The 20,164-nt window shown below is 66.4% G+C and carries 21 protein-coding genes and 1 pseudogene; 15 read left to right on the forward strand and 7 right to left on the reverse strand.

What is annotated here, in order from left to right; all coding sequences use genetic code 11:
- The first annotated feature begins 94 nt into the window (after positions 1 to 94).
- The 5 genes from ACYVLQ_RS07735 to ACYVLQ_RS07755 all read left to right on the forward strand — a co-directional run bounded on the left by ACYVLQ_RS07735 (position 95) and on the right by ACYVLQ_RS07755 (position 7,471).
- Positions 95 to 1,120 (forward strand): PqqD family peptide modification chaperone, encoded by a 1,026-nt coding sequence (locus ACYVLQ_RS07735; protein ID WP_460696701.1) that lies wholly within the window; start codon positions 95 to 97, stop codon positions 1,118 to 1,120.
- Positions 1,120 to 2,517 carry a radical SAM protein gene (locus ACYVLQ_RS07740; RefSeq protein ID WP_460696702.1) on the forward strand — a complete coding sequence of 466 codons (1,398 nt, stop codon included), beginning with the start codon at positions 1,120 to 1,122 and terminating at the stop codon, positions 2,515 to 2,517. The genes ACYVLQ_RS07735 and ACYVLQ_RS07740 overlap by 1 nt, the downstream gene beginning before the upstream one ends.
- A 9-nt stretch (positions 2,518 to 2,526) precedes the next feature.
- Positions 2,527 to 5,622 (forward strand): glycine--tRNA ligase, encoded by a 3,096-nt coding sequence (locus ACYVLQ_RS07745; protein ID WP_460696703.1) that lies wholly within the window; start codon positions 2,527 to 2,529, stop codon positions 5,620 to 5,622.
- 312 nt (positions 5,623 to 5,934) lie between these two features.
- Positions 5,935 to 6,897 (forward strand): hypothetical protein, encoded by a 963-nt coding sequence (locus ACYVLQ_RS07750; protein ID WP_460696704.1) that lies wholly within the window; start codon positions 5,935 to 5,937, stop codon positions 6,895 to 6,897.
- A gap of 340 nt (positions 6,898 to 7,237) precedes the next feature.
- Complete coding sequence (locus ACYVLQ_RS07755; protein ID WP_460696705.1) at positions 7,238 to 7,471, forward strand: hypothetical protein; 234 nt, start codon at positions 7,238 to 7,240, stop codon at positions 7,469 to 7,471.
- Positions 7,472 to 7,650: 179 nt separating this feature from the next.
- On the opposite strand, the gene ACYVLQ_RS07760 is transcribed toward ACYVLQ_RS07755, so the two are convergent.
- The gene (locus tag ACYVLQ_RS07760) at positions 7,651 to 8,187 is read right to left on the reverse strand and encodes a DUF5994 family protein (RefSeq protein ID WP_460696706.1); all 537 of its coding nucleotides are present in this window, start codon (positions 8,185 to 8,187) and stop codon (positions 7,651 to 7,653) included.
- Between the two features lie 127 nt (positions 8,188 to 8,314).
- Between ACYVLQ_RS07760 and ACYVLQ_RS07765 the strand changes: the two are divergent.
- Positions 8,315 to 9,061, forward strand: a pseudogene (locus tag ACYVLQ_RS07765) (TetR/AcrR family transcriptional regulator).
- Between the two features lie 125 nt (positions 9,062 to 9,186).
- Complete coding sequence (locus ACYVLQ_RS07770) at positions 9,187 to 9,528, forward strand: DUF5994 family protein (RefSeq protein ID WP_460696707.1); 342 nt, start codon at positions 9,187 to 9,189, stop codon at positions 9,526 to 9,528.
- Positions 9,529 to 9,645: 117 nt separating this feature from the next.
- Here ACYVLQ_RS07770 and ACYVLQ_RS07775 read toward each other — a convergent pair whose 3' ends face one another.
- The 5 genes from ACYVLQ_RS07775 to ACYVLQ_RS07795 form a co-directional block, all read right to left on the reverse strand.
- On the reverse strand, positions 9,646 to 9,960 hold the full coding sequence (locus tag ACYVLQ_RS07775) for a hypothetical protein (RefSeq protein WP_460696708.1): 315 nt from the start codon (positions 9,958 to 9,960) through the stop codon (positions 9,646 to 9,648).
- 247 nt (positions 9,961 to 10,207) lie between these two features.
- Positions 10,208 to 10,828 (reverse strand): chemotaxis protein CheB, encoded by a 621-nt coding sequence (locus tag ACYVLQ_RS07780; protein ID WP_460696724.1) that lies wholly within the window; start codon positions 10,826 to 10,828, stop codon positions 10,208 to 10,210.
- Between the two features lie 113 nt (positions 10,829 to 10,941).
- On the reverse strand, positions 10,942 to 12,084 hold the full coding sequence (locus ACYVLQ_RS07785) for a fatty acid desaturase family protein (protein ID WP_460696709.1): 1,143 nt from the start codon (positions 12,082 to 12,084) through the stop codon (positions 10,942 to 10,944).
- A 487-nt stretch (positions 12,085 to 12,571) separates the two neighbouring features.
- Positions 12,572 to 12,718: a DUF6307 family protein gene (locus ACYVLQ_RS07790; RefSeq protein ID WP_460696710.1), complete on the reverse strand. Its 147-nt coding sequence runs from the start codon at positions 12,716 to 12,718 to the stop codon at positions 12,572 to 12,574.
- 95 nt (positions 12,719 to 12,813) lie between these two features.
- On the reverse strand, positions 12,814 to 13,623 hold the full coding sequence (locus ACYVLQ_RS07795) for a DUF998 domain-containing protein (RefSeq protein ID WP_460696711.1): 810 nt from the start codon (positions 13,621 to 13,623) through the stop codon (positions 12,814 to 12,816).
- A 516-nt stretch (positions 13,624 to 14,139) separates the two neighbouring features.
- Between ACYVLQ_RS07795 and ACYVLQ_RS07800 the strand changes: the two genes are divergently transcribed.
- The 7 genes from ACYVLQ_RS07800 (at position 14,140) to ACYVLQ_RS07830 (ending at position 17,365) form a co-directional block, all read left to right on the forward strand.
- Positions 14,140 to 14,655, forward strand: a complete 516-nt coding sequence (locus ACYVLQ_RS07800; protein WP_460696712.1) for a hypothetical protein — start codon at positions 14,140 to 14,142, stop codon at positions 14,653 to 14,655.
- A 74-nt stretch (positions 14,656 to 14,729) separates the two neighbouring features.
- Entirely contained in the window at positions 14,730 to 14,885 is a 156-nt protein-coding gene (locus tag ACYVLQ_RS07805) for a DUF6131 family protein (protein ID WP_460696713.1), read from the forward strand.
- 37 nt (positions 14,886 to 14,922) lie between these two features.
- Entirely contained in the window at positions 14,923 to 15,168 is a 246-nt protein-coding gene (locus ACYVLQ_RS07810; protein WP_460696714.1) for a hypothetical protein, read from the forward strand.
- Positions 15,169 to 15,329: 161 nt separating this feature from the next.
- Positions 15,330 to 15,524 carry a hypothetical protein gene (locus ACYVLQ_RS07815; protein WP_460696715.1) on the forward strand — a complete coding sequence of 65 codons (195 nt, stop codon included), beginning with the start codon at positions 15,330 to 15,332 and terminating at the stop codon, positions 15,522 to 15,524.
- Between the two features lie 51 nt (positions 15,525 to 15,575).
- Positions 15,576 to 16,130: a DUF5994 family protein gene (locus ACYVLQ_RS07820; protein WP_460696716.1), complete on the forward strand. Its 555-nt coding sequence runs from the start codon at positions 15,576 to 15,578 to the stop codon at positions 16,128 to 16,130.
- Between the two features lie 62 nt (positions 16,131 to 16,192).
- A complete protein-coding gene (locus ACYVLQ_RS07825; RefSeq protein WP_460696717.1) occupies positions 16,193 to 16,609 on the forward strand; it encodes a DUF5994 family protein in 417 nt (138 codons plus the stop codon).
- A 165-nt stretch (positions 16,610 to 16,774) separates the two neighbouring features.
- Positions 16,775 to 17,365, forward strand: a complete 591-nt coding sequence (locus tag ACYVLQ_RS07830; protein WP_460696718.1) for a hypothetical protein — start codon at positions 16,775 to 16,777, stop codon at positions 17,363 to 17,365.
- 479 nt (positions 17,366 to 17,844) lie between these two features.
- Here the strand turns inward: ACYVLQ_RS07830 and ACYVLQ_RS07835 are convergent, their stop codons facing one another.
- Positions 17,845 to 18,063, reverse strand: coding sequence for a hypothetical protein (locus ACYVLQ_RS07835; RefSeq protein ID WP_460696719.1), 219 nt, complete (start codon positions 18,061 to 18,063; stop codon positions 17,845 to 17,847).
- Between the two features lie 290 nt (positions 18,064 to 18,353).
- Here ACYVLQ_RS07835 and ACYVLQ_RS07840 point away from each other — a divergent pair, with 290 nt between their 5' ends.
- Positions 18,354 to 19,772, forward strand: a complete 1,419-nt coding sequence (locus ACYVLQ_RS07840; RefSeq protein WP_460696720.1) for a DUF308 domain-containing protein — start codon at positions 18,354 to 18,356, stop codon at positions 19,770 to 19,772.
- Positions 19,773 to 20,164: the final 392 nt, after the last annotated feature.

Below are 20,164 nucleotides of genomic sequence, written 5' to 3' on the forward strand. Positions count from 1 at the left end.
CCAATGCAACTGACAGCTGCAGTGGGTCGGGTACCGACGATGCCGCGGTGCCCGGCTCTGCTGAGGACTGTCGTCGAAGGGAGAACCGGGGGAAATGCTGATCTTGTATGCAGGTGACCTGCACTTTTCGGGTTGGTCGATGCGCGGGCGAATCGCCGTGCGCGAGAAGGATATTCCCTTCGACGAGCGGCGCATCGAACTGGACTGGCCCACCACCGAAACCCCCGAGGGCGTTCTGACGGTCGACGATGTCCCCGAGGAACGCGAGGCCCACATCGGTTGCCAAGCCCGGTTCGCCGACCTCGCCGCCCGCGACCCCGAAAACGCGCTCGCGGGATCGGTGGTGCGCATGCTGCCGCGGGTTCCGGTCCTGGTCGACACCGAGACCGGTGCTGTGGCGTCGGACGTGGTGGCGATGGCGGAGTACCTCGACGAGATCGTGCCCGAGTCGGGGAGCCGGCTGATGGGCTCCACCCCGGCTCACCGCGCTGTGGTTCGGTCGGTGTGCGCGTGGGCTTCGCACGACCTGTCCCGGTTGATCGACGACGCCCCATACGCGATATCGCTTCGCCCGCAACCACCCTCACATCTGGATCCCGCCGCGGTCGAGCAGGCGCGGTGGGTATGCGACGTCGTGGCCGGGCTGCTGGACACCTACGGCGGGCCCTATGCGATCAGTGAGTTCAGCCTGGTCGATGTCATGCTGTCGACCAACTTCCAGCAGATCACCGGCCTCGGCATGCCGATCACCGATCCCCGTGTCGCCGAGTACGCCGAACGCCTGCTGCAGCGTGCTTCGGTGCGCGATCACCTCGACCAGGCTCGCGCCGTGTACCGGGCGATCGACGAGGCCGAATCCGGGAGCCCGCAATGGATCCTGCGGCACTACCGGTACAACCCGGCACAGAAACTGTTGCACGACTGGCAAACCGACACCTGCGTGCGGCTGCGCAACCCTACCGCCGAACGCATCGTCGACCTCGCCTACACCGGCCACACCATCGACCAGATCGCCCAGACCATCGCCCGCGAGTACGGCGCGTCCCCCGAACGGGTGACCGTCGACGTCCTCGGACTGCTGGACCGGCTGGCGCCCCGACACGAGAAGAGAGCCGCGTGATGACCACCGCCACAATGGGCACGCTCACCGACCGCCTGCGCTACCGCCGAGACCTCGGATTACTGTTCGACCCTTCCTCCGGCGCCTTCCACCGATTACGCAACACGGTCGCCCGGCAGATGGTCGACCAGATCTACGACGGCGCCGACCACCAAAACGTCGTCCACGCCGTCGCCGACCGCTATCACACCGACCCCACTCGCGTCGCCGCCGACCTCGACACCCTCCTCACAACCCTGACAGCGCCGCCCCAGCAGCCACCGGTGCAGGGCGGGTCATTGCTGGAGATCGACAAACGGTTCGACACCCGGCTCGATTTCCCGCTGCGGCTCGAGATAGAGCTGACCGCGGTCTGCAACTGGAACTGCGGCTTCTGCTACAACGTGTGGAAGATCGACCCCGCGATGTCCGACAGCGAGATCCGCCGCGCAGTCCGTAACCTGCCGGAGAAACACATCCGGACCGATCTCGCGACGTCGATCCTTGATGAATGCGCCGACCGGGGTTGCTTCGTCATCCGCTACAGCGGCGGAGAGACGCTGCTGCATCCGGACGCGATGGAGATCTTCGAGCACGGCGGCCGACTCGGCCTGTACCAGGTGGTATTCACCAACGGGCACTTCATCACCGCCGACCGCGCAGCCCGCCTCGCCGCCGCGAACGTGCGCTGCGCGCTGGTGTCCATCCACGGCGACCGCGACCAGCACAACCAGCTCACCGGCCACCCCCGCGCCTACGACAAAGCCGTCACCGCCATGCGGCTGCTGCTCGACGCCGGCATCAGCGTGGTTGCCGAACTCACCCTCGTCCAGGACAACGTGCCCGGCGCGCTCGACGTCATCCGCGACGCCTACCAGCTCGGGGTCCGCGAGTTCGGCGTCATGCGCTACGTGCCCACCGGCCGCAACGACGACCGCTATGGCGTCCCCGTCTCGGTGACTCTGCCGCTCATGCGCGACATCGACCACCTGACCGCCACCGAATGCCCCGGCATGACCGTCGCCTGGCCGTGCGCGCAGAAACTGTGCACCAGCGACACCGACACCCCGCTGCGCTCCGACGACCCCACCCTCGGCCTGCGGTTCTCCCAACTATCCGGCCACTGCGAATCCGGCATGGTGTGGGCCAGCGTCAGCTACGACGGCCAGTTGCGCAACTGCCCGCATAGCAACGTCTACTTCGGTCGCCTCACCGACCATCCCGTCGCCGATCTGTGGCCGGCCCTTACCGACCGCGTGCACGCTGCCGTCACCACTCGCGCCAGCTGCGCGGGCTGCGCCGTGGCCGATGCGTGCCGCGGAGGTTGTCACTTGTCCAGTTTCTTCGCTCCGAAAACCGTTACCGGCCTGGGAATTCCGGGCATGCCCGCCACGAGTTCGACCGAGATCGGAGGATAAGGTAGCCCGATGGCCGATGACGCAGCCGTTCACCCAGGATCCGGGTCGATTCTGTCCATGCAGGACGCGATCCTTCGACTGCAAACCTATTGGGCCGGTCACGGTTGCGTGATCGCGCAACCGTTCAACACCGAAGTCGGTGCGGGAACGATGAATCCGGCCACCTTGCTCAGCGTGCTCGGCCCCGAACCGTGGCGCGTGGCGTACGTCGAACCGTCGGTGCGACCCGACGACAGCCGCTACGGCGAGAACCCCAACCGGCTGCAGACCCACACCCAGTTCCAGGTCATCATCAAACCCGAACCCGGCAACCCTCAAGAGCTCTACCTCGGCTCCCTCGCAGCGCTCGGCATCGACCTCGACGCCCACGATGTCCGGTTCGTCGAGGACAACTGGGCCCAGCCCGCCATCGGCGCCTGGGGCCTCGGCTGGGAGGTGTGGCTCGATGGCATGGAGATCACCCAGTTCACCTACTTCCAGCAAGTCGGCGGCCAGAACCTCGACCCTATCCCCGTCGAGATCACCTACGGCCTCGAACGCATCCTCATGGCCGTGCAGAAGGTCACCCACTTCAAAGACCTCCTGTACGCGCCCGGCGTCACCTACGGCGAATTCCTCGGCCAATCCGAATACGAGATGTCGCGCTACTACCTCGATGACGCCGACATCGACGCCACCCGCACCCTGCTCGACACCTATTCCCGCGAAGCCGACCGCCTCATCGAACGACGCCTGCCCATCCCGGCGCACACGTTCGTGCTGAAAAGCTCGCACACGTTCAACGTCCTCGATGCCCGCGGCGCCATCTCCACCACCGAACGCGCCAAATGGTTCCAAACCATGCGCACCCAAGCCCGCGCCGTCGCCACCCTGTGGACCGAACTCCGCGCCGAAGCCGGCCACCCCCGCGGCCTCACCACACCGCTACCGGCGGCAACTCCGGCCGTGAACCCGGCCACCCTGCCCGCCACGGGTGGCCTGCTGGTGTTCGAGATCGGCACGGAAGAACTCCCGCCCCACGTCGTCGACGCCACCGCCGCCGCGGTCGAACAGGAACTGACCCGGCTACTCGCCGACACCGAACTCCCGCACGGCCCGATCCGCGTCGACGCCACACCCCGCCGCCTCGTCATCCACATCAGCGACATCGCCGACCGCGAACCCGACGGAACCCAGACCCGCCGAGGCCCGAAAACCAGCACCGCCTACACCGACGACGGCACCCCCACGCGTGCGCTGGAGGGGTTCCTCCGCGCCCAAGACAGCACCGAGCAAGACCTGATCCGCATCGATGTCAACGGCACCGAACACGTTGCCGTGCAACAGATCCGACACGGACGCACCGCACCCGACATCCTCACCACCATCCTCACCCAACTGGTCGCAGGCTTGCGGGCGGACAAGAACATGCGCTGGAACGACCCGGCACTCACGTTCAGCCGCCCCATCCGCTGGCTCCTCGCCCTCCTCGACGACACCGTCCTCCCCATCACCACCGGAGCACTCGCCGCCGACCGCGTCACTCGCAGTCATCGCCACGCCGAGCACCCGGAGCCTGGCATCGACGCTGCCGCCGACTACGACCAGATAATCCGCGGTGAAGGAATCCTCACCGACCGAAACGAGCGCCGCGCCAACGTGATCCAGCAGGCAACCTCGCTCGCCGCCACCCACCAGGGCACGATCGATATCGACGCCGAGGCCGGTCTCATCGACGAAATCACGAACCTGGTGGAGACCCCGGTCGGGATCCTCGGCCGCTTCGACGAGAAGTATCTGCGGCTGCCCGAGCAGATCCTGACCACTGTCATGCGCAAACATCAGCGCTACTTGCCCGTTCGCGGCGCCAACGGCCAGCTGCTGCCGCTGTTCGTGACCCTGGCCAACGGTAGCTGTGACGCCGAGACCGTCCGTGAGGGCAACGAGAACGTGCTGCGCGCCCGCTTCGAGGACGCGGCGTTCTTCTGGAATACCGACCTGCAGACCACGCCCGAGCAGTTCCGCTCCCAACTGTCCGGGCTCACGTTCGAAAACCGGCTCGGTTCGATGGCCGAACGCGCCCACCGCATCGCCGCCGCCAGCCGAGACCTCGCCGGACGAATCACCCTGTCTCCCAACGAATCCACAATCCTGGAGCGGGCGGGCGAGCTGGTGAAGTTCGACCTCGCCACGCAGATGGTCATCGAAATGACCTCCCTCGCCGGCACCATGGCCCGCGAATACGCCCGCAAAGCAGGCGAACCCGACACGGTCGCCGACGCCTTGTTCGACGCCGAGCTGCCGCGCCACCACAACGACCGCCTCCCAGCCACCGTGCCCGGTGCGCTACTGGCCCTCGCCGACCGCTTCGACCTGCTCGTCGCCATGCTCGCCATCGGCGCCAAACTCACCGGCACCTCCGACCCCTACGGCCTGCGCCGCGCCGCCCTCGGCATCGTCCGCATCCTCCGCGAAACTCCACAACTAGAGGCCATCACCTACCGCGACGGACTCACCACCGCCGCGCACCAGCTGCGCGAACAGGGCATCACCGTCGACAACGCCGTACTCGACACCGCCGAAGAGCTACTCGTCACCCGCTACGAACAGCGACTGCGCGACGAAAACATCCCCGTCGCCCTGATCGACGCCACCCGGCCAGCCGCCATCAACCCCCGACGAGCGGATCAGCTGCGTGCCGACATCGAGCAAGCACGAGGCGCGACGCCACACGAACTCGCCGAGATCGTCGAAGGGCTCCAGCGCATCACACGAATCCTGCCACCCGAAACCCCTGCAACCGTCGATGCCGACCAGCTCACCGAACCAGCCGAGCAGAACCTGGTCGCGGCGCTCAAGAATCTCGATCACACTCAGGGCCTGTCCCTGACCGCCTGGACGCGGGCCGCCCAGCCACTGGCGAACGCGCTCCGGGCCTTCTTCGACGAGATCCTCGTCATGAGCGACGACCCTGCCACCCGCACCGCGCGCCTTGGCCTGCTCACCGCCATCCTCCACGCAGCACCCTTCGACATCGACTGGAAAGCACTGCATCAGTTGCGATCCGAGGCAACCGACCTCACTACAGCAGACGGCACTGTGCTCGAACCGGCCCGGCAGTTCTGATATCGGCACCCCGGGAGCTGTTCGGCACGCCGTCGATCGCCGGAACGTACGAACCGGTGGCGGGCGGCATGGACGGGGTGGTGCTCAACTCCACGCCCACGGAAATTTGGTCCAGCCGGGTGGTGCCGAGTTTCGCGACCAAGCGGTGCCCAGGTTGGCGACCAGAACCAAACAAATCGGCAAATCGGTTGCCGCCGGTGTCGGCGCTGCTTATCGTGGCCGGGCAACGTATCCCGTTGTCTCCATCTCTTTTTCGCAACCTCAGCCGTGCGGGGTGACGGCTGGCGTTGGGCGCTCCCGGAGTGCGCAGCCATGACGATTCCCTCCACTTCGATCCTGCCCGGTCGCCGCATTCTCATTCGGCAGGTCGCGACAGCAGCCGCCGTGCTCGCCGCGGTTTTCGCCGCCACGATTCCCGCGGCCGCGGCTCCGTCTTCGGTTGCGGCGCCGCCGAATTCGAGTGTGACCTCGGCGCCGCCCTCACCGACAGGCACCACCGTGCGCCCGGTGCCACCGACCACCAGCACGGGCGACGGCGTAAACAGCCGCGACGGCTACTCGCTGATCCTCGAGGTCCCGCCGACCGCGGTGCAGGGCACGACGATCGCTGTGCACGGCGGAAACTGGCTGTGCGGCAAGGTGACCGTCAGACCGAGCTGGGCCGCCTCCGCCACCACGGTGACCGTCACGAACTACAAGTTCGACACGACCGTCACCGTGCCCGCCGACCCTGAACCGGGCAAGTCAGCCCTGACCGCCACCTGCACCGCGAACAGCTCGATCACCTCGACGACGTCGGTCACCGTGCTCGCGAGTCGGAAGGTGACCACCGACCCGATCGCGAACTCCGAGCCCGAGGCAGTCAATCCCGCGCCACCCACAAACCCCGCCGCGGACGCACAGGCTCCGGAGAACAAATCCGGGACAACGCCTGTCGGTGCGCTCGTCGTGACGGCCGCCCTGATCCTCGCCGCGATCGTGGGTGCCGTCCTGCTACTCGGACGCCGCACACCCGCACCGGAGTCCCCCGCCCCGAGCAGCAGCCGTGTCCCCGGGCCCGCGCCGTTCCGCAGTAGTGAGCCCGACACCGCACAGGCCAGCGCCCCGGCAGCCAGCCGCCAGCACTCGGGTCGCGTACCCGACGTGCAGATCCGCGTCCATCAGGACCGCAGCCCCCGCCTGCACATCCGGACCATCCCTGCTCGGCTACCGCAGGTGCAGATCCGCGTGCACCGGGCCGACCCCATCACAACCGTGCGAGAGGTGCGACGCTGATGCTCCCCGAGACCCTCACCGCACGAGCCGTACTCTACGACAACGGATCCCGCGAAATGGGCCGCGCCGAAATCACCACCCGCCTGCGCGAGGTCGGCTTCGACCAGACACTGCACACGGTCGCACCCGCGCCCGATCGACCCATGCACCGGCTATTGTGGGTGCCGACACTCGGGTCCCGAAGCGTGGCCGTGCCCGCCTTCACTCCTATCCCGAGGTGGTTCCGATGAATTCTCCCGCACCCTCGGGCGCTGGCGATCAACCCGCATCCGATCAGCGATTGCCTGGCGAAACCAGGAGCGCGGGCAACAGGCCGACAGAGCGGGATCTCGTCGGCGAGGTGAGCGATCTGTTGATCGACCGCATGTTCGCGATCGGGCTGAACATCCACAACGAACTGGTCCGCTCACAGCGAGACGTCGCCGCACCGCATCGCCGCCAAGCCGCCAGCGTCACGATCCGTTGCGCCATCGACGAACTCGACCAGCTGATTCACACCACCCGAGCGTCCATGGACCGACTCGACTCCGCACACGTGCAGCTGAGTGATCGGTTCTCGCAGCCGACGCCTTGACGGCCGATCGCTGTGGCTCAAACCCCGCGCGCCGTGAAACTCCGGATGAGCCCTGCAGGGACGAACGCGCCGCATCAACGCCGCCCTGGGACCGCGCCTTCGGCGGCGCTACAGCCGTGTCAACGGCGTACGGACCCGGCGAAGGACGTGACGTTCCCGCACCCCGGAGAGCAGATGCCTCAATGCGAGGGAACTCCCGCGTTCATTGCGGCGCCGACCTTCCAACGCTGCACTGCGGCCGTTCTTTTCGTGCGATCGGCGCGTTCTTGCGTACCGATCGACAGCAGCTCGTCCACAGTGGATGTGCTGCCCGTGGCGGCGGCGGACATCATTGTCGCGAACGCGTGGCCCGCGTCGGTGTAGGCCGGGACGACCAACAGGACCAGTCGGTGGTTTCTCGCACCGGACACCTCGATCGTGTGCGCGGTGCCGTGCGGGTGTCCGTCGAGCCGCACCGTCCGCCCGGCAATGACGAGTTCGGTTGGCGCCGTGGCCCATTCACCGGTGTGGTATGCGACCCGATGAATGGGCGCGAGCCGGGTCGCCAGGACTGCGAGCAGCGCCGGCAGTTCGGTTGTCAGGTTGTCGCTGCGGGGCCGCCACCCCCCGTCGACGTAGCCGGTCTTCGCGGTGTCGGTCTTCAACCGCAACCGCAGGCTGCGATCGCCGGGTGGGCCGTGTGCGCCGATACCGAACGGGTTCTTCTGTCGCTTCATCGCCGAACTCCTATCTCCGCCGCGGATCGGCCGGTTATTACTCCAGTCTAGGCACCCATACAACGTATGTCTACAGTGTAGAGTTACACGGTAGACATGCCAGTTCGACATGAGAGCGCAGAATGTGATGAACGATGCAAGGGCCGGTCCAGCCCGCCGATCGGACCAACCGGCCATCCCCCGCGCCCGTGCCCCGAACGATCCACTGACTCGCACCGCGATATTGACCGCCGCCCTCGAGATCATCGACAGCGACAGTGTCGGCACGCTGTCGATGCGTCGCCTCGGCTTGGCGCTCGGTCACGACCCGATGGTGCTCTAACGGCACACCATCAACAAGGCGGCTCTCCTCGACGGGGTCACCGAGATCCTGCTCGAACAGCTGACCGTGGATGCCGACGATCCCGACTGGCGCCATCAGCTGCGCCTTGTCGCGCGCGACTTCCGCCGACTGGCGGTCGCGCATCCGCACGCGGTTCCGCTGCTGGTCACCCACCCGCTGGCCGCACCGCTCGGACTTCGGCCGCTGGGCACCCTGCGCCCGCTGGAACACATCCTGGAACTGCTCACCCGGTCCGACTTCAGCGGCATCGACGCCGTGCACATCTACCGCGCCCTATTCGGATTCCTGTACGGGCACGTCCTCAACGAGCTCCAGGAAATCGTCGAACGACCGGAGGAAGCCAGCGACCTGCTGCGGCTCGGACTGCACCGCCTGCCCATCGGCGAATTCCCCCTCCTTCGTGGGCTCGCCTCGGAGCTGGCCGTCTACGACGGCGCCGCCGAACTCGAACGCGGCCTCGACATCCTGCTCACGGGCATCACCACCACGGCCACGCCCCTCTCGATGCCTGGAGCCGAGCATCCGCAGTGACATCACCCACCACCGCCCGGCCCTTCGGCCCGACGCGAAACACGAGGAGTACGACCATGACACCAATGCGGATCCACCCGCAGCATTCCGCTCGGCATCGTGTTCCACCCGAATACACGCCTCGATTGACATTGAGGGCGGACACCGGCAGCGACGCCTACCTCGACGGCGCCTGGTGGCCACGATCCGGCGACCTCACCACCGAACTGCCGAGCCTGCTGGCAGTTCTGGCAATTCGGCTGGGACCCATCCAACGCGTCGTCTACGACCACGCCAGCTGGTCACCCGCACCTGCGGAGACCACCATCGGCGGTCGCGCGGTCCGGCTCGACGCCTACCCATTCGAGGCAGGCAACACGATGTACGTGTTCGGCAGCGACAGCACCATGCTCGTGCTGCACGTCCTCCTCTCCACCGCCGACCCCGACACCGCGCGCGCCACCCTGATGACCACCGTCGCTCGATAACCGAGCAGACCGCGTTGCCCCCGCGGGCCTCAGGCGGAGAACGATCGGCGACTGCCTCGAGAGGTGTCGTGCGCAGTGCTCGCAGATGTGTTGCAGCGCTGCGTGTTCGGGTGGATGTCAGGGCTGACGGCGGCGCGGCCACTCGAGCCGGTCCCGCCAGCTCGGGTGGGTGCGGATGTGCCGCGAGCCGCCGGCATGCTCCCGGCGGTCGACGTCGAACGCAGAGTCTTCGCCCCGAGACCTATCCGGCTCGGGGATAGCGGTGGCGCCGGGACGCGGGAAGCGCCGCAGCCCGGTCGACAGCACTGCCAGACCGGCCGCGCCGACCGCGCCGACGACGATGCCGAACAGGAACGGACCATCGGTCAGCACACCGACGATGCCGAGAATGACGGCCGCGACCACAGCGGTCAGGCCGATGACGATGCCCATAGAAACTCCTGAATGTTGCTGGGGTGAATACGTGTTTCGCGTTCCGGTCGCCAGGCTGTCGGTGTCGGTTACCGACCGCATACCCCGCCCGGTGATCGTCAACCCGATCGGCGAGCCGAGGTGCCCTCACAGTGGTCGCTGGGCCGGACCAATGTGGTCACTGCCGCGGACAGGCCAGTCGCGGATTCGAGGTGGACCGGAGGGATTGCGGCAGCAATGCAACCTCGTCGCCTGTGCGCGGGCGGATTCAGTGCCCGCCGGTCGATCGGCGGGTATTGTCGCTGGTTCCGAGAAGTCCGCAGACGACCGCACCGATCTCCTCGACAGGGACGATGAAATCGGCTGATCCGGTCGCGACCGCCGCGTTCGGCATGCCATCGAATGCCGCGGTCTCCGGGTCCTCGACAATGACGGTGCCGCCGCGCGACTTCACCGCCTGCGCTCCGAGGGCACCGTCGCTGCCAGTGCCGGTGAGCACGCACGCGATCGCCCGCCGTCCGTAGGTGCCGGCGACCGACTCGAAGAGCAGATCGGCCGACGGCCGCACGAAATGGACAAGCTCGCTGCTCGTCAGCGCCAGCACACCTCCCGGTTCCACGAGCAGATGGTGATCGGGCGGAGCGACATAGACAACCCCGGGTTCGATCTGCTCCTGGTCTCCGGCGAGACGGACAGCCAAAGTCGTCCAACGGGCAAGAATATGGGCAAGGCTCGTACGACGGTGCCGATCAAGATGCTGGACAACGAGCACCGGCACCGGAAGATCCGGGCCGAAGGCCCCCAGCAGGACCCCCAGTGCGGGGATACCACCGGCCGACGAAGCGACCGCTAGCACGTCGTAACGCTCCGACGAGGACGACCCGGACATCACACCGCGACCCTAACCCACGCAAAAACACACGACGTCCGACCAGGAATCTCCGGCCCCGCTACACCGCAACCGAATCCAGCCCCCAACGCCAAAGAGCGGCACCGAACTGGTCAGGGGGTAACAGTGTGCCGGTCTCGCAGCACGACAACGCCGGGCCGTGGAGGACGCCCGCCGAACACCGTCGGCAACGCCAGCCGGAAGAGCTTCGCCCACACCGTTCCGATCTGCCTGCTCAGCGGGCCGGTGTTGTAGGGCAGGCCGTATTTCTCACACAGCGCGCGCACCTCGGGCGCGATCTCCGCATACCGGTTGGACGGCAGATCCGGGAACAGGTGGTGCTCGATCTGGTGTGACAGATTGCCGGACATGATGTGGAACAGCCTGCCGCCGCTGATGTTGGCGGAGCCGAGCATCTGGCGCACGTACCACTCGCCCCGCGTCTCGTTCGCCGTCTCCGCCTCCGTGAATGTCTGTGCGCCGGACGGGAAGTGGCCGCAGAAGATGACCGAGAACGCCCACACGTTGCGGACGACGTTGGCGGTGGCGTTCCCCGCCAGCGTGGTGGCGAACAACGGCCCGCTCAGCAGCGGGAACACGATGTAGTCCTTCAGCACCTGCCTGCTCGCCTTGCGCCACTGACCGGGAAGCAGCCGCTTGACGTCGGCCCATCCGCGCTTGCCCCGCACGATGTTGTCCACCTCCAGGTCGTGCAGCAGCAGACCCCATTCGACCGACAGCATCAGCGCGAACGCGTACACCGGATTGCCCAGGTAGTACGGGTTCCAGCGCTGCTCCTCGGTGATACGCAGCAGCCCGTAGCCGAGGTCGCGATCGCGGCCGTGGATGTTGGTGAAGGTGTGGTGCAGGTAGTTGTGAGAGCGTTTCCACTGATCGGCCGGGCACACCAGATCCCACTCGAACACACGGGAATTCAGCCCCGGCTCGCGCATCCAGTCCCACTGGCCGTGCAGCACGTTGTGGCCGATCTCCATATTGTCCAGAATCTTGGAGACACTCAGCGCCGCGACCCCGGCCAGCCAGAACGGCGGCAGGAAGCCCATATACATCAGGCCACGCCCGGCCACCTCGAAACCGCGCTGCGCCTTGATGATCGAGTAGATGTATTCGCGGTCCCTCGCGCCCAGGTCGGCGGTGATCCGCGCGCGCAACTCGTCCAGCTGCCGACCGATCTCCTCGACCTCCCGCGGGCTCAAGACCAGCGGGCCGTCCTTCGTTTCGGTGAGTATGGCCATATCGCCTGTCCCCTCTCGGATTTCGACACCGGTATCGCCGAGGCAACGTCGATACGCGGCCGGATCGGCTCACCTGGAACGCTGCGGGGTACGCCAGTATGTGGATTGCGAGCGAAGCCCGGACCACATCATCGAGCACAGAACCAGACGCAGCGATTCTACAGACGTATTTCGTTGTGCACCAGCTTGTTTCGACAGATAGCAAGCGGGCCAGTGGGCGTGCCGGAAGGTGCACCACGCCTCAGGGGTTCAACCACGCAGGTGATCCGACGACGGCGCCCAGCTGCCCGTTGCAGTACACCGCCTGGCGCCTGAAAAGTCATGGAATACACTGCGCTGCACCCAGTTTCAACGCATCTGGCGAACAGGCGCGGACACGACGCAGCCACGCCGTACCTTATCTACCGCACCTCGGCAGGTTCGGTGATGTTCAGGCGATCGGCATCAGAGAATAGGGGGCGAGGTGGAGGATCCTGCTGGATCCTCGTCAGCGTATTTTCTCGGGGATCGTGTCGAGTGCGTGCAGCACCCGCTCGGCGAGTGCGGTCGCGGCGTTGCCGTCGAGGTCGGAGTGCTTCTGCACGGCGTCTCGGACGCGAGCCACCCGGCGCTCGTAGGGCGTTGGCATTGCCATTCTTGGTTCCTTCTCGATCCGGCGCGCCTGTCGATGTCGACCAGCTGTCGAGTCCAGCCTAGGCTGCCGCTACAGCGCATGTCTACGCTGTAGGCTTACATTGTTGATGGCCTGCGTCGTTCGCGCCGAGATCCCCTGCCCGCCGGTGGTATGCCGCGCGGTGGTGTCATGTTGCGCAGGGGTTTGAGCATGAGGGCGACGCCGGTGATGGCCATCCAGGTCGGTAGCGGGTAGAAGACGAGGCGTTCGCTGATGCCGACCTGTATGCCGATGGCCAGCAGGATGGCGCCGGTGACTCCGGTCGAGGCGCACAGCGCCGACCAGATGGCGGCGAGGCGGCGTTGTTTCCACAGCCAGATCGCGAGCAGGATGAGCACGATGTGCCGGGACACGAACGCCGGCATGACGGCGAGGCCGTGCACGATGATGCCGTTGTTGGAGGGGAACAGTCCGGTCGCGGCGGTGCTGAGACCGATGACGACGGCGAGGGCGACGATCGACCACTGTCGGCGTCCGTGGGGGATGTAGTCGCGGAATCCGATGGCACCGATGATGGTGAGCAGGCCGAGGGCCACGAATGCGGCGTTCATGAGCAGGTGCAGCGGTGAGCACGCGTGGGGGGTGCACGCGGTGATGCCGAGGTCGCTGATCGTGTCGTGGCGGAAGCTGTAGCCGGTCTTCCAGAAGAACGCGGTGACGAACTCGACGATCAAATAGGCGAACGCGAGTGTCCACGCGATTCCGGCGATCGTGTGCCGCAGGCGACGAGACGTTCGCCGCGCGACCTCACCGGGTTCCGCCCAGGGCTCCGGGTCGACGCCGACTGTGCCGGGTCCTGATGGATGCGGGCCGAGATGTCGTGGAGGCGCGGGAGATTCTGGCGCGGCCTGGTCGGTGAGGTGCACGAGGGTGTCGTTTCGTGTCGTGCCGAGATGGTTCGCGTCGTCGTCGTCGACGTCGCGTGCCCGGGTCGGCGCAGGCGGTGGCAGTGGTGGTTACTCGCCGCGTGTGGGTGGAGTGGGTTGCCGGGCCCGGGGCAGCCGGTGAGGGCAGACAGGGAGCTGGTCTCGATGTCGAGGTCGCCGCCGTCGGTCAGCGAGGCGGTGTAGGTGACGGATTGTTGAGTGAGGTCGTCGAGCTTGTCCTGGTCGTGCACCGTCAGGCATGTCAGGCCACCGAAATTCACGAGCACATACCGGTTGCCGCCGGCGCCGGAGTGGCTGGAGACGGAAGAGCAGGTCGGGAGAGTCCAGATCGGTATCCATGACGTGATTCACGTCCGATCTCATGGCTGTATCCGGCTACCGGGTGGTCGCATAGCCTCAGTAGAAGCACTGTAGTTTTCGAGTGTAGTCCTACACCGTTGACATCGGATACGGATGGGCGTGTACTTGAGGGACCAACAGATCCGAGGGATCGTCATGATCGTCATCATCGGGCTCATCGTCCTCATCGCCGCGGTACTCGTCGGAGTCGTGGGCGTGTTCGCCAACGGCGGCAGCACGCACGCGTTGACCGACAACTTCGCAGTATTCGGTTACCACGTCACCGGATCCACCGGTGTGCTGTTCCTGTACGGCATCGTCGTCGGCGGTATCGGTATCGCGGGCCTGGGCCTGCTGCTGGCCGGTGCTCGCCGCACGGCCCGCCGCGGGGCGAGCGCGCGCCGCGAACTAAAAGCCTCGCATCGCGACACGCCTGTCGGCGATGCCCGCCGCCCCTACCCACCGCAGCCTTCCGGCGCGCAGCAGAACGCCCCGACCTACTACAGCAATCCCGGGACCGCGGATGTCGGAGCGCAGGTGCCCGGCACCGCCGTCGGACAGCAAAACGGCAACCGATCCACACCCCGTAAGCGCGGTCTGCGCGAGATGTTCGGTCGCACCGGTGCCGGTGCCGGGCAGTCCGGTGCCGCCCACGGCGACCAGCGTCGATAGCCAATCCCTGCCCGGCGAGCACCTCGCCTGCCGCGTGACATCTCACGCACTATCCGAAATCAGGTACCCCAGTCATGATCATCTTCGGAGCCGTCCTGCTCGCCGCCGGACTCCTGCTCGGTATCGGCCTGCTCACCACCGCCGGCATCATCGTGCTCCTCATCGGCGTAGGGCTGATGGTCGCCGGTCGTGCCGGGCACGCTGTCGGCGGCCGCCGCCACTACTACTGACCAACACTCCACGACACAGCACTACCCGGGAACCGCCATGTTCGTCATCATCGCCCTGATCACCGGAATCCTCATCGGCGCCCTCGTTATCGGCGTGATCGCCATGGCGGCAATGAATCGCCAATCGGCCGACGGCCAGCACCCCGCCCTCAGCAGCGCAGCACGACAACTGCTACGCCGATCACACCCCGAGGACACCCCCGCAAGCCGCGACCTCAACGAACATGCCGGCGGCTCACGGCACATCCGCACCTACCCGAGCTGGCGAGACCGGCTCGAATAAGCCGGCACAGGCCCACCGCCTACGCCGAGTTACGAGACCGATTCCGAAACATGCACCAGCAGTACGACATTCGATGACATGGAGTTAGAGAAATGACACGCTACGCGCACGACAGCAGGAGGATGCGGACCGGTCGCCGCTCGAGAACGACTAGCATCGCCATGATCCTGGTGTTCGTGTGGCTGATCGCCGGCGTCATCGCCGGTGCGCAACGCGACTACTACAACAGCGCCCCGACCAACTGCGCGAGTGTCGGAACCATCGCGGTCACCATCGTCGCCGGACCGCTCAACTACCTCGGCATGAACCCGAAAGTCGACGACTGCCACGTCAACGTGCCGTCACCCAGCCAGTAGCCGGACGCAAGATCCAACCCGATCATTCCGGCCGAGACAGGAGTAGCCACGATGACACCACAATCGAGACAATCGAGCCCCACCAGCGCGGGGCGCCACCAGACCTTCGGCTACAGCCCGCGGCTTCGAGTCGCGCCCGAATCCCGCCGCACCCGCTCCGTCGACGGCGCGTGGTGGCCGCACAGCGACGACCTCGTCGCCGAACTCCCCGATCTGCTCGCGGTGCTCACCGCCCGGCTCGGGCCGATCCATCGCGTCGTCTACCACCTCGACACCTGGGCTCCGGCACCCGGCAAAGCCGCCCTCGCGGGCCGGCGGGTAGCCCTGGATGGCTACCGGCACCGACCGGCCGACACCATCGACGTCCACACACTCGACGGCGCCACCCTCGCCCTGCTGGTCATCCCACCGCACACCACCCACGACTCCGCCGAGGCCGCCATGACGGCCGCAGCCGACCCCCACAACACCTCGACCGTCGCGTCCCTCCTCGCCCTCACCGCACCACACCGCGACAAGGCCGGTGTGGAAATCGGTGGCGCAGAACAACAATGGGAGTCCGAAGGCGGTGCCCGAACCCGGGTGAATCCCACCGCCCGCTCCTGACGAACGACGGCCCCGTTCGGGGTTCGACGGCCTCGGGCTCGACAACGAACAGGACCACCACCATGATGTCGTTACAGATCCACCAGCCCGCCGCCCGGCACCGGGTTCCGCCCGAATACACGCCGCGGCTGCGGTTGAAGCCGAAGGCCCGAGGCGCCGAGTATCTCGACGGCGCGTGGTGGCCGCGATCCGATGACCTCACCGCCGAGCTGCCAGATCTGCTGGCCGTCCTCGCAGTCCGCCTCGGACTGATATGGAGAGTCGTCTACGACCGGACCGGCTGGCTGCCTGCCCCCGCGCAGATGATCGTGCACGACCGCACCGTCGATCTCGATGCCTACCTGTTCGAGCTGCACAACACGATGTACGTCTACGGCAGCGACGCCGCCATGACCGTCCTGCGCGTGATCCCCTCGACAGCCGACCCTGATACCGCGCACGCCGCCCTGACCGCCGCCGTGACCCCGCAACCGTGCTGACCTGAACACCATGATCTGACAGACGGAGTCGGAACCTGTGCGAGCCCCTATGCCGAACCAGCAAGGCGGACGGGATGAAACCCAATCGCCTGCGCTTCGCAGGCTTCTCGTGATGGACTGAAAGTGCTTGCCGTGCAACCGCTTAGCCCGCATCAGGAGGTCCTGGTGTCCGATGCTCCTCCCGGTTCGGTCGGCGGTCTCGAGGACGCGATGGTCACCATCGATCCGCAGGCGAGACTCGTCACCGCGTACCTGATCCGGATCACCGGCACCTACCGCTGCCCGCCGAACACATCCTGCCGCCTGCTGATCGCCTGCGCGCAGCCCGCCCCCGGCGGCACCGCAGACCGTGATCGTGCGGGCGGTGCGACGGTCGCGGGAGGTGAAGCCTGGCCGATCGACACCGACGGAAATACGCATACGTTCGCCATCGACCTCGGTCCCCGAACAGATGCCGTCGAAAGCCCGCAATCGTGCCACTACAAGACGGCAGACAAGGCGCGGGTGGCCGCGAAGCTCTACTACGACGCGTTCGCCGCCGCGCTGGACTGGGAACACTTCGCCGAAGACCTCGTCGATGATGCAGACGATCCCGTGATCGAATCGGACCGAGCCTCCAGGTCCGCGCCGACCACGCCGGATGACGCCCTCGGCGACGCAGACGCACCGCCGCCGGACGAGGTGATCGACGAACCGAACCGTCGACACCACGAAATCCTGCTCGTATCGGTCACCGAGACCGTCGCTGTCAACTAAGGAAAGCTGCGGGCACCCCGGGCCAGATGCCAAGACCTGGCGTGCGACCTACCGCAGCTCATCGGACGCAAGCGCCCGCCACCGCGAAAGCGCTGACACTGACCCCGCCATCACAACGGGAAATCAGCTTCCACGACCAACCGACCACCGAGAAGACGCAGGTCATCCCCGTTCCCATGTTCGATGTGCCCCGCCGGGGGCACACCGAACATGGAAACGGCACCGCTGCGCACCGGACGGCGCGGCGGTGTTTCGTTGTGTTCGGGGTTGTGTGGTTGTCGCTGGTGAGCGGGACGAGCACGGCATCGTGCGCGCCGATGCGCGGCGGCGAACATCTGACCGGTCAGCGTGATGCGGTAGGTCGCCCCGATTGTGTGTCTTGTTGTAGCGGATCTCCAGTCGTAGGGCTTCGAACAGTGCACGGGTTAGATGCTCCGGAAGTTGCTCCACTCTGGTGTACCCAATCGGCAGCGCGTCAATCAGGTCTGGATTCGGACGAAGCATGGCTTCGGCTTCCAGCGGCGTTCGCTGATATCGCGGACGAGTCCCTGGTCGGGTTCGTCGACCGCCTCGAGGTGCCGTATCAGCCGTTTGCGCTTGGCTTCGGTATCGACGAACGCCGCCGTCCTGCAACGGGTCACCGACCTCGCGGACACGCCCCACGGCGCGATCGACAGCGATGCCGAAGCCAGCCTCATTCCAACACCGCTGACCGATTGCTACTGAAAATTGTTGGCGCAGTTCGGTCTTCGTGATTCAACGTGCTGATTGTGCCGCCCGTTGAGACGGTCGTTTCGTTCGCACGTCCCGTGGGATGCCCCTGAATCTTCTGTCGTGGGCTGCGTCACTGTTTGTGTTAGCGTCCGGATTGAGGTGGGGTCGCCGTTTTCGGGACGCTGACCCTGTTGAGGGCGTGTCGACAAGTGGGCTCGATCGGATCGCCTGTCGCGTGGATAGCGGGCGTGCACGAGTGAGAAGGGGGATCCCGGTGGACAATCCGCAGGCCCAGCCCAGCCCTCCGCAATCCGGCTACCCGCTGCCCGGATACCCGCCCCGGCCATCGGCGAGTGGTGGGGCCGCGATCACCGCGGGGGTTCTGGCCATTCTGTTGGCGTTGGTGGCGCTTGTCGTCCTGGTCATGCTCATAGGGACGAACCAGGGAATTGTGACGGGTCGATCCGACTATCAGCCCGTCTCGCTGTACGTGGTTTTGGCGATCGACTTGTTGCTGGCTGTGCTGTGGACGCTGGGTGGCATCATGGTGATGGCCAGGAAGAACGCGGGCCGTATCATCCTGATCGTGCTGGCCGGTGTCAGCCTGCTCACCGGCTTGGCGGCCATCGTACTGGGGCCCGGTTTCTCCGCACCTGTCAGTGCAATCCCCGGTGTGATCGGCATTCTCGTGGGCGTGGTAATGCTCGCCTTGACCCTGGCAGGCTCCACCAAGCGCTGGTGCGAGCCCAGCCACCGGCCGACCCGGTACCATCCGCCCGCCTACGCCGGGGGACCGGGTTACGGGCCTGCCGGGCCGGAGGGAGTTGGCGCGCCGGGTTCCGGTCGAAACGCGCTGCCGCCGAACCCGGACCAATGGCAGCAGCCGCGACCGCCGGGCCCCGTGGGGGATGCGATCGGGCCGCTACCTGATCCGAGGCCGTACACTGCGGGCCCGGCGCAGTCGATACCGCCGCAGTATCCCCCGCAGGATTCGGCCCAGCCGCCACACCCGTCGAGAGGCGGCATGGCGTGGGTTTTCGCGGGGATAGGGTTCCTGGTCCCGGCGGTGATCCTGGCGGTAGGTGTCGCGATGAGCGTGAGCAGTTCCGATGATCCGAGACCGGACGGGAATCCCGGTGCGGGCGGGGAGCAGGTCGATCTGACGTACTCCACTGACAAGGTTGTCAATGGGTGCGACATAGTCGATCTGTCGGCGCTTGCGCGGTGGGTGCCGAATCCGTTGAACGATCGCCAGCATTGGGAACTCAAAGGCACGTCCGCGGGGGGAGGCTCCGCCCGCTGCACTGCCTCGAGCCAGACCACGAAAGACCAGCCAGCATTCGGGCTGCTGAATGTGGAGGGCGAGATCCAAGGTCACCACCCCGATACCGGACAGCCGATCGGTAACCCCATCTACTACGGGTGGGAGGCCGGTGCGAAGGGGTCGACCGGATCCGACCGCACCACTGGTGACGTGCCCGGTATCGGCACGAAAGCCTATTTCGAACTGCAAGATTTCCGATCGGAGCAGCGGCCGCGCCTGTCCTACACGCTGGCCGCGGTCGAGGACAACCTGTCCATCAAGGTCTTGATCATCCTCACGGTGCGCGAGGGACAGACGATCGATATCGACGAGGTCAAAACCGTTGCCGCGGAACAGCTCCGCACAGCGATGGACAGACTGCGATCCTAGCCCGGTCGTGCGCTCGACGCGGTGGCGACCCTGTCAGCGGTTCGCACCGAGAGACACCGAACATGTCTCGCTGGGGCGCGATACGAATCCCCCAGGAACTGGCGTATTGGCTCGTCGTCGTATCGATGGTTGGCTGACCTCACCGCCGGGGGCGACAACTCGCAGCTACTCGGCTCACTCCGGTATTCGATGCGAAAGGGGTCCGCATGACCGGCCAGCCCCCACCGTACGGTCCGCACCAGCCCTCTGGTGGCGGCCTGCCGCCGACCGGATTCCCGGCACCGCCAAGCGGCCCGCCGTTCCCGCCACCGCGGAAAAAGCGGAGCGCGACACCGTTGCTCCTCGCCGGCGCCGGGGTACTCGTCGTTGTCGGGATCCTGGTTGCTGTCGGT

The organism is Nocardia thraciensis, assembly GCF_054782435.1.

What these genes read in the sequence shown, in the direction of transcription:
- ACYVLQ_RS07735 (WP_460696701.1), top strand. Translation starts at nt 95, where the DNA reads ATGCTGATCTTGTATGCAGGTGACCTGCACTTTTCGGGTTGGTCGATG.
- ACYVLQ_RS07740 (WP_460696702.1), top strand. Translation starts at nt 1,120, where the DNA reads ATGACCACCGCCACAATGGGCACGCTCACCGACCGCCTGCGCTACCGC.
- ACYVLQ_RS07745 (WP_460696703.1), top strand. Translation starts at nt 2,527, where the DNA reads ATGGCCGATGACGCAGCCGTTCACCCAGGATCCGGGTCGATTCTGTCC.
- ACYVLQ_RS07750 (WP_460696704.1), top strand. Translation starts at nt 5,935, where the DNA reads ATGACGATTCCCTCCACTTCGATCCTGCCCGGTCGCCGCATTCTCATT.
- ACYVLQ_RS07760 (WP_460696706.1), bottom strand. Translation starts at nt 8,187, where the DNA reads ATGAAGCGACAGAAGAACCCGTTCGGTATCGGCGCACACGGCCCACCC.
- ACYVLQ_RS07775 (WP_460696708.1), bottom strand. Translation starts at nt 9,960, where the DNA reads ATGGGCATCGTCATCGGCCTGACCGCTGTGGTCGCGGCCGTCATTCTC.
- ACYVLQ_RS07780 (WP_460696724.1), bottom strand. Translation starts at nt 10,828, where the DNA reads ATGTCCGGGTCGTCCTCGTCGGAGCGTTACGACGTGCTAGCGGTCGCT.
- ACYVLQ_RS07785 (WP_460696709.1), bottom strand. Translation starts at nt 12,084, where the DNA reads ATGGCCATACTCACCGAAACGAAGGACGGCCCGCTGGTCTTGAGCCCG.
- ACYVLQ_RS07790 (WP_460696710.1), bottom strand. Translation starts at nt 12,718, where the DNA reads ATGGCAATGCCAACGCCCTACGAGCGCCGGGTGGCTCGCGTCCGAGAC.
- ACYVLQ_RS07800 (WP_460696712.1), top strand. Translation starts at nt 14,140, where the DNA reads ATGATCGTCATCATCGGGCTCATCGTCCTCATCGCCGCGGTACTCGTC.
- ACYVLQ_RS07805 (WP_460696713.1), top strand. Translation starts at nt 14,730, where the DNA reads ATGATCATCTTCGGAGCCGTCCTGCTCGCCGCCGGACTCCTGCTCGGT.
- ACYVLQ_RS07810 (WP_460696714.1), top strand. Translation starts at nt 14,923, where the DNA reads ATGTTCGTCATCATCGCCCTGATCACCGGAATCCTCATCGGCGCCCTC.
- ACYVLQ_RS07815 (WP_460696715.1), top strand. Translation starts at nt 15,330, where the DNA reads ATGATCCTGGTGTTCGTGTGGCTGATCGCCGGCGTCATCGCCGGTGCG.
- ACYVLQ_RS07820 (WP_460696716.1), top strand. Translation starts at nt 15,576, where the DNA reads ATGACACCACAATCGAGACAATCGAGCCCCACCAGCGCGGGGCGCCAC.
- ACYVLQ_RS07825 (WP_460696717.1), top strand. Translation starts at nt 16,193, where the DNA reads ATGATGTCGTTACAGATCCACCAGCCCGCCGCCCGGCACCGGGTTCCG.
- ACYVLQ_RS07835 (WP_460696719.1), bottom strand. Translation starts at nt 18,063, where the DNA reads ATGAGGCTGGCTTCGGCATCGCTGTCGATCGCGCCGTGGGGCGTGTCC.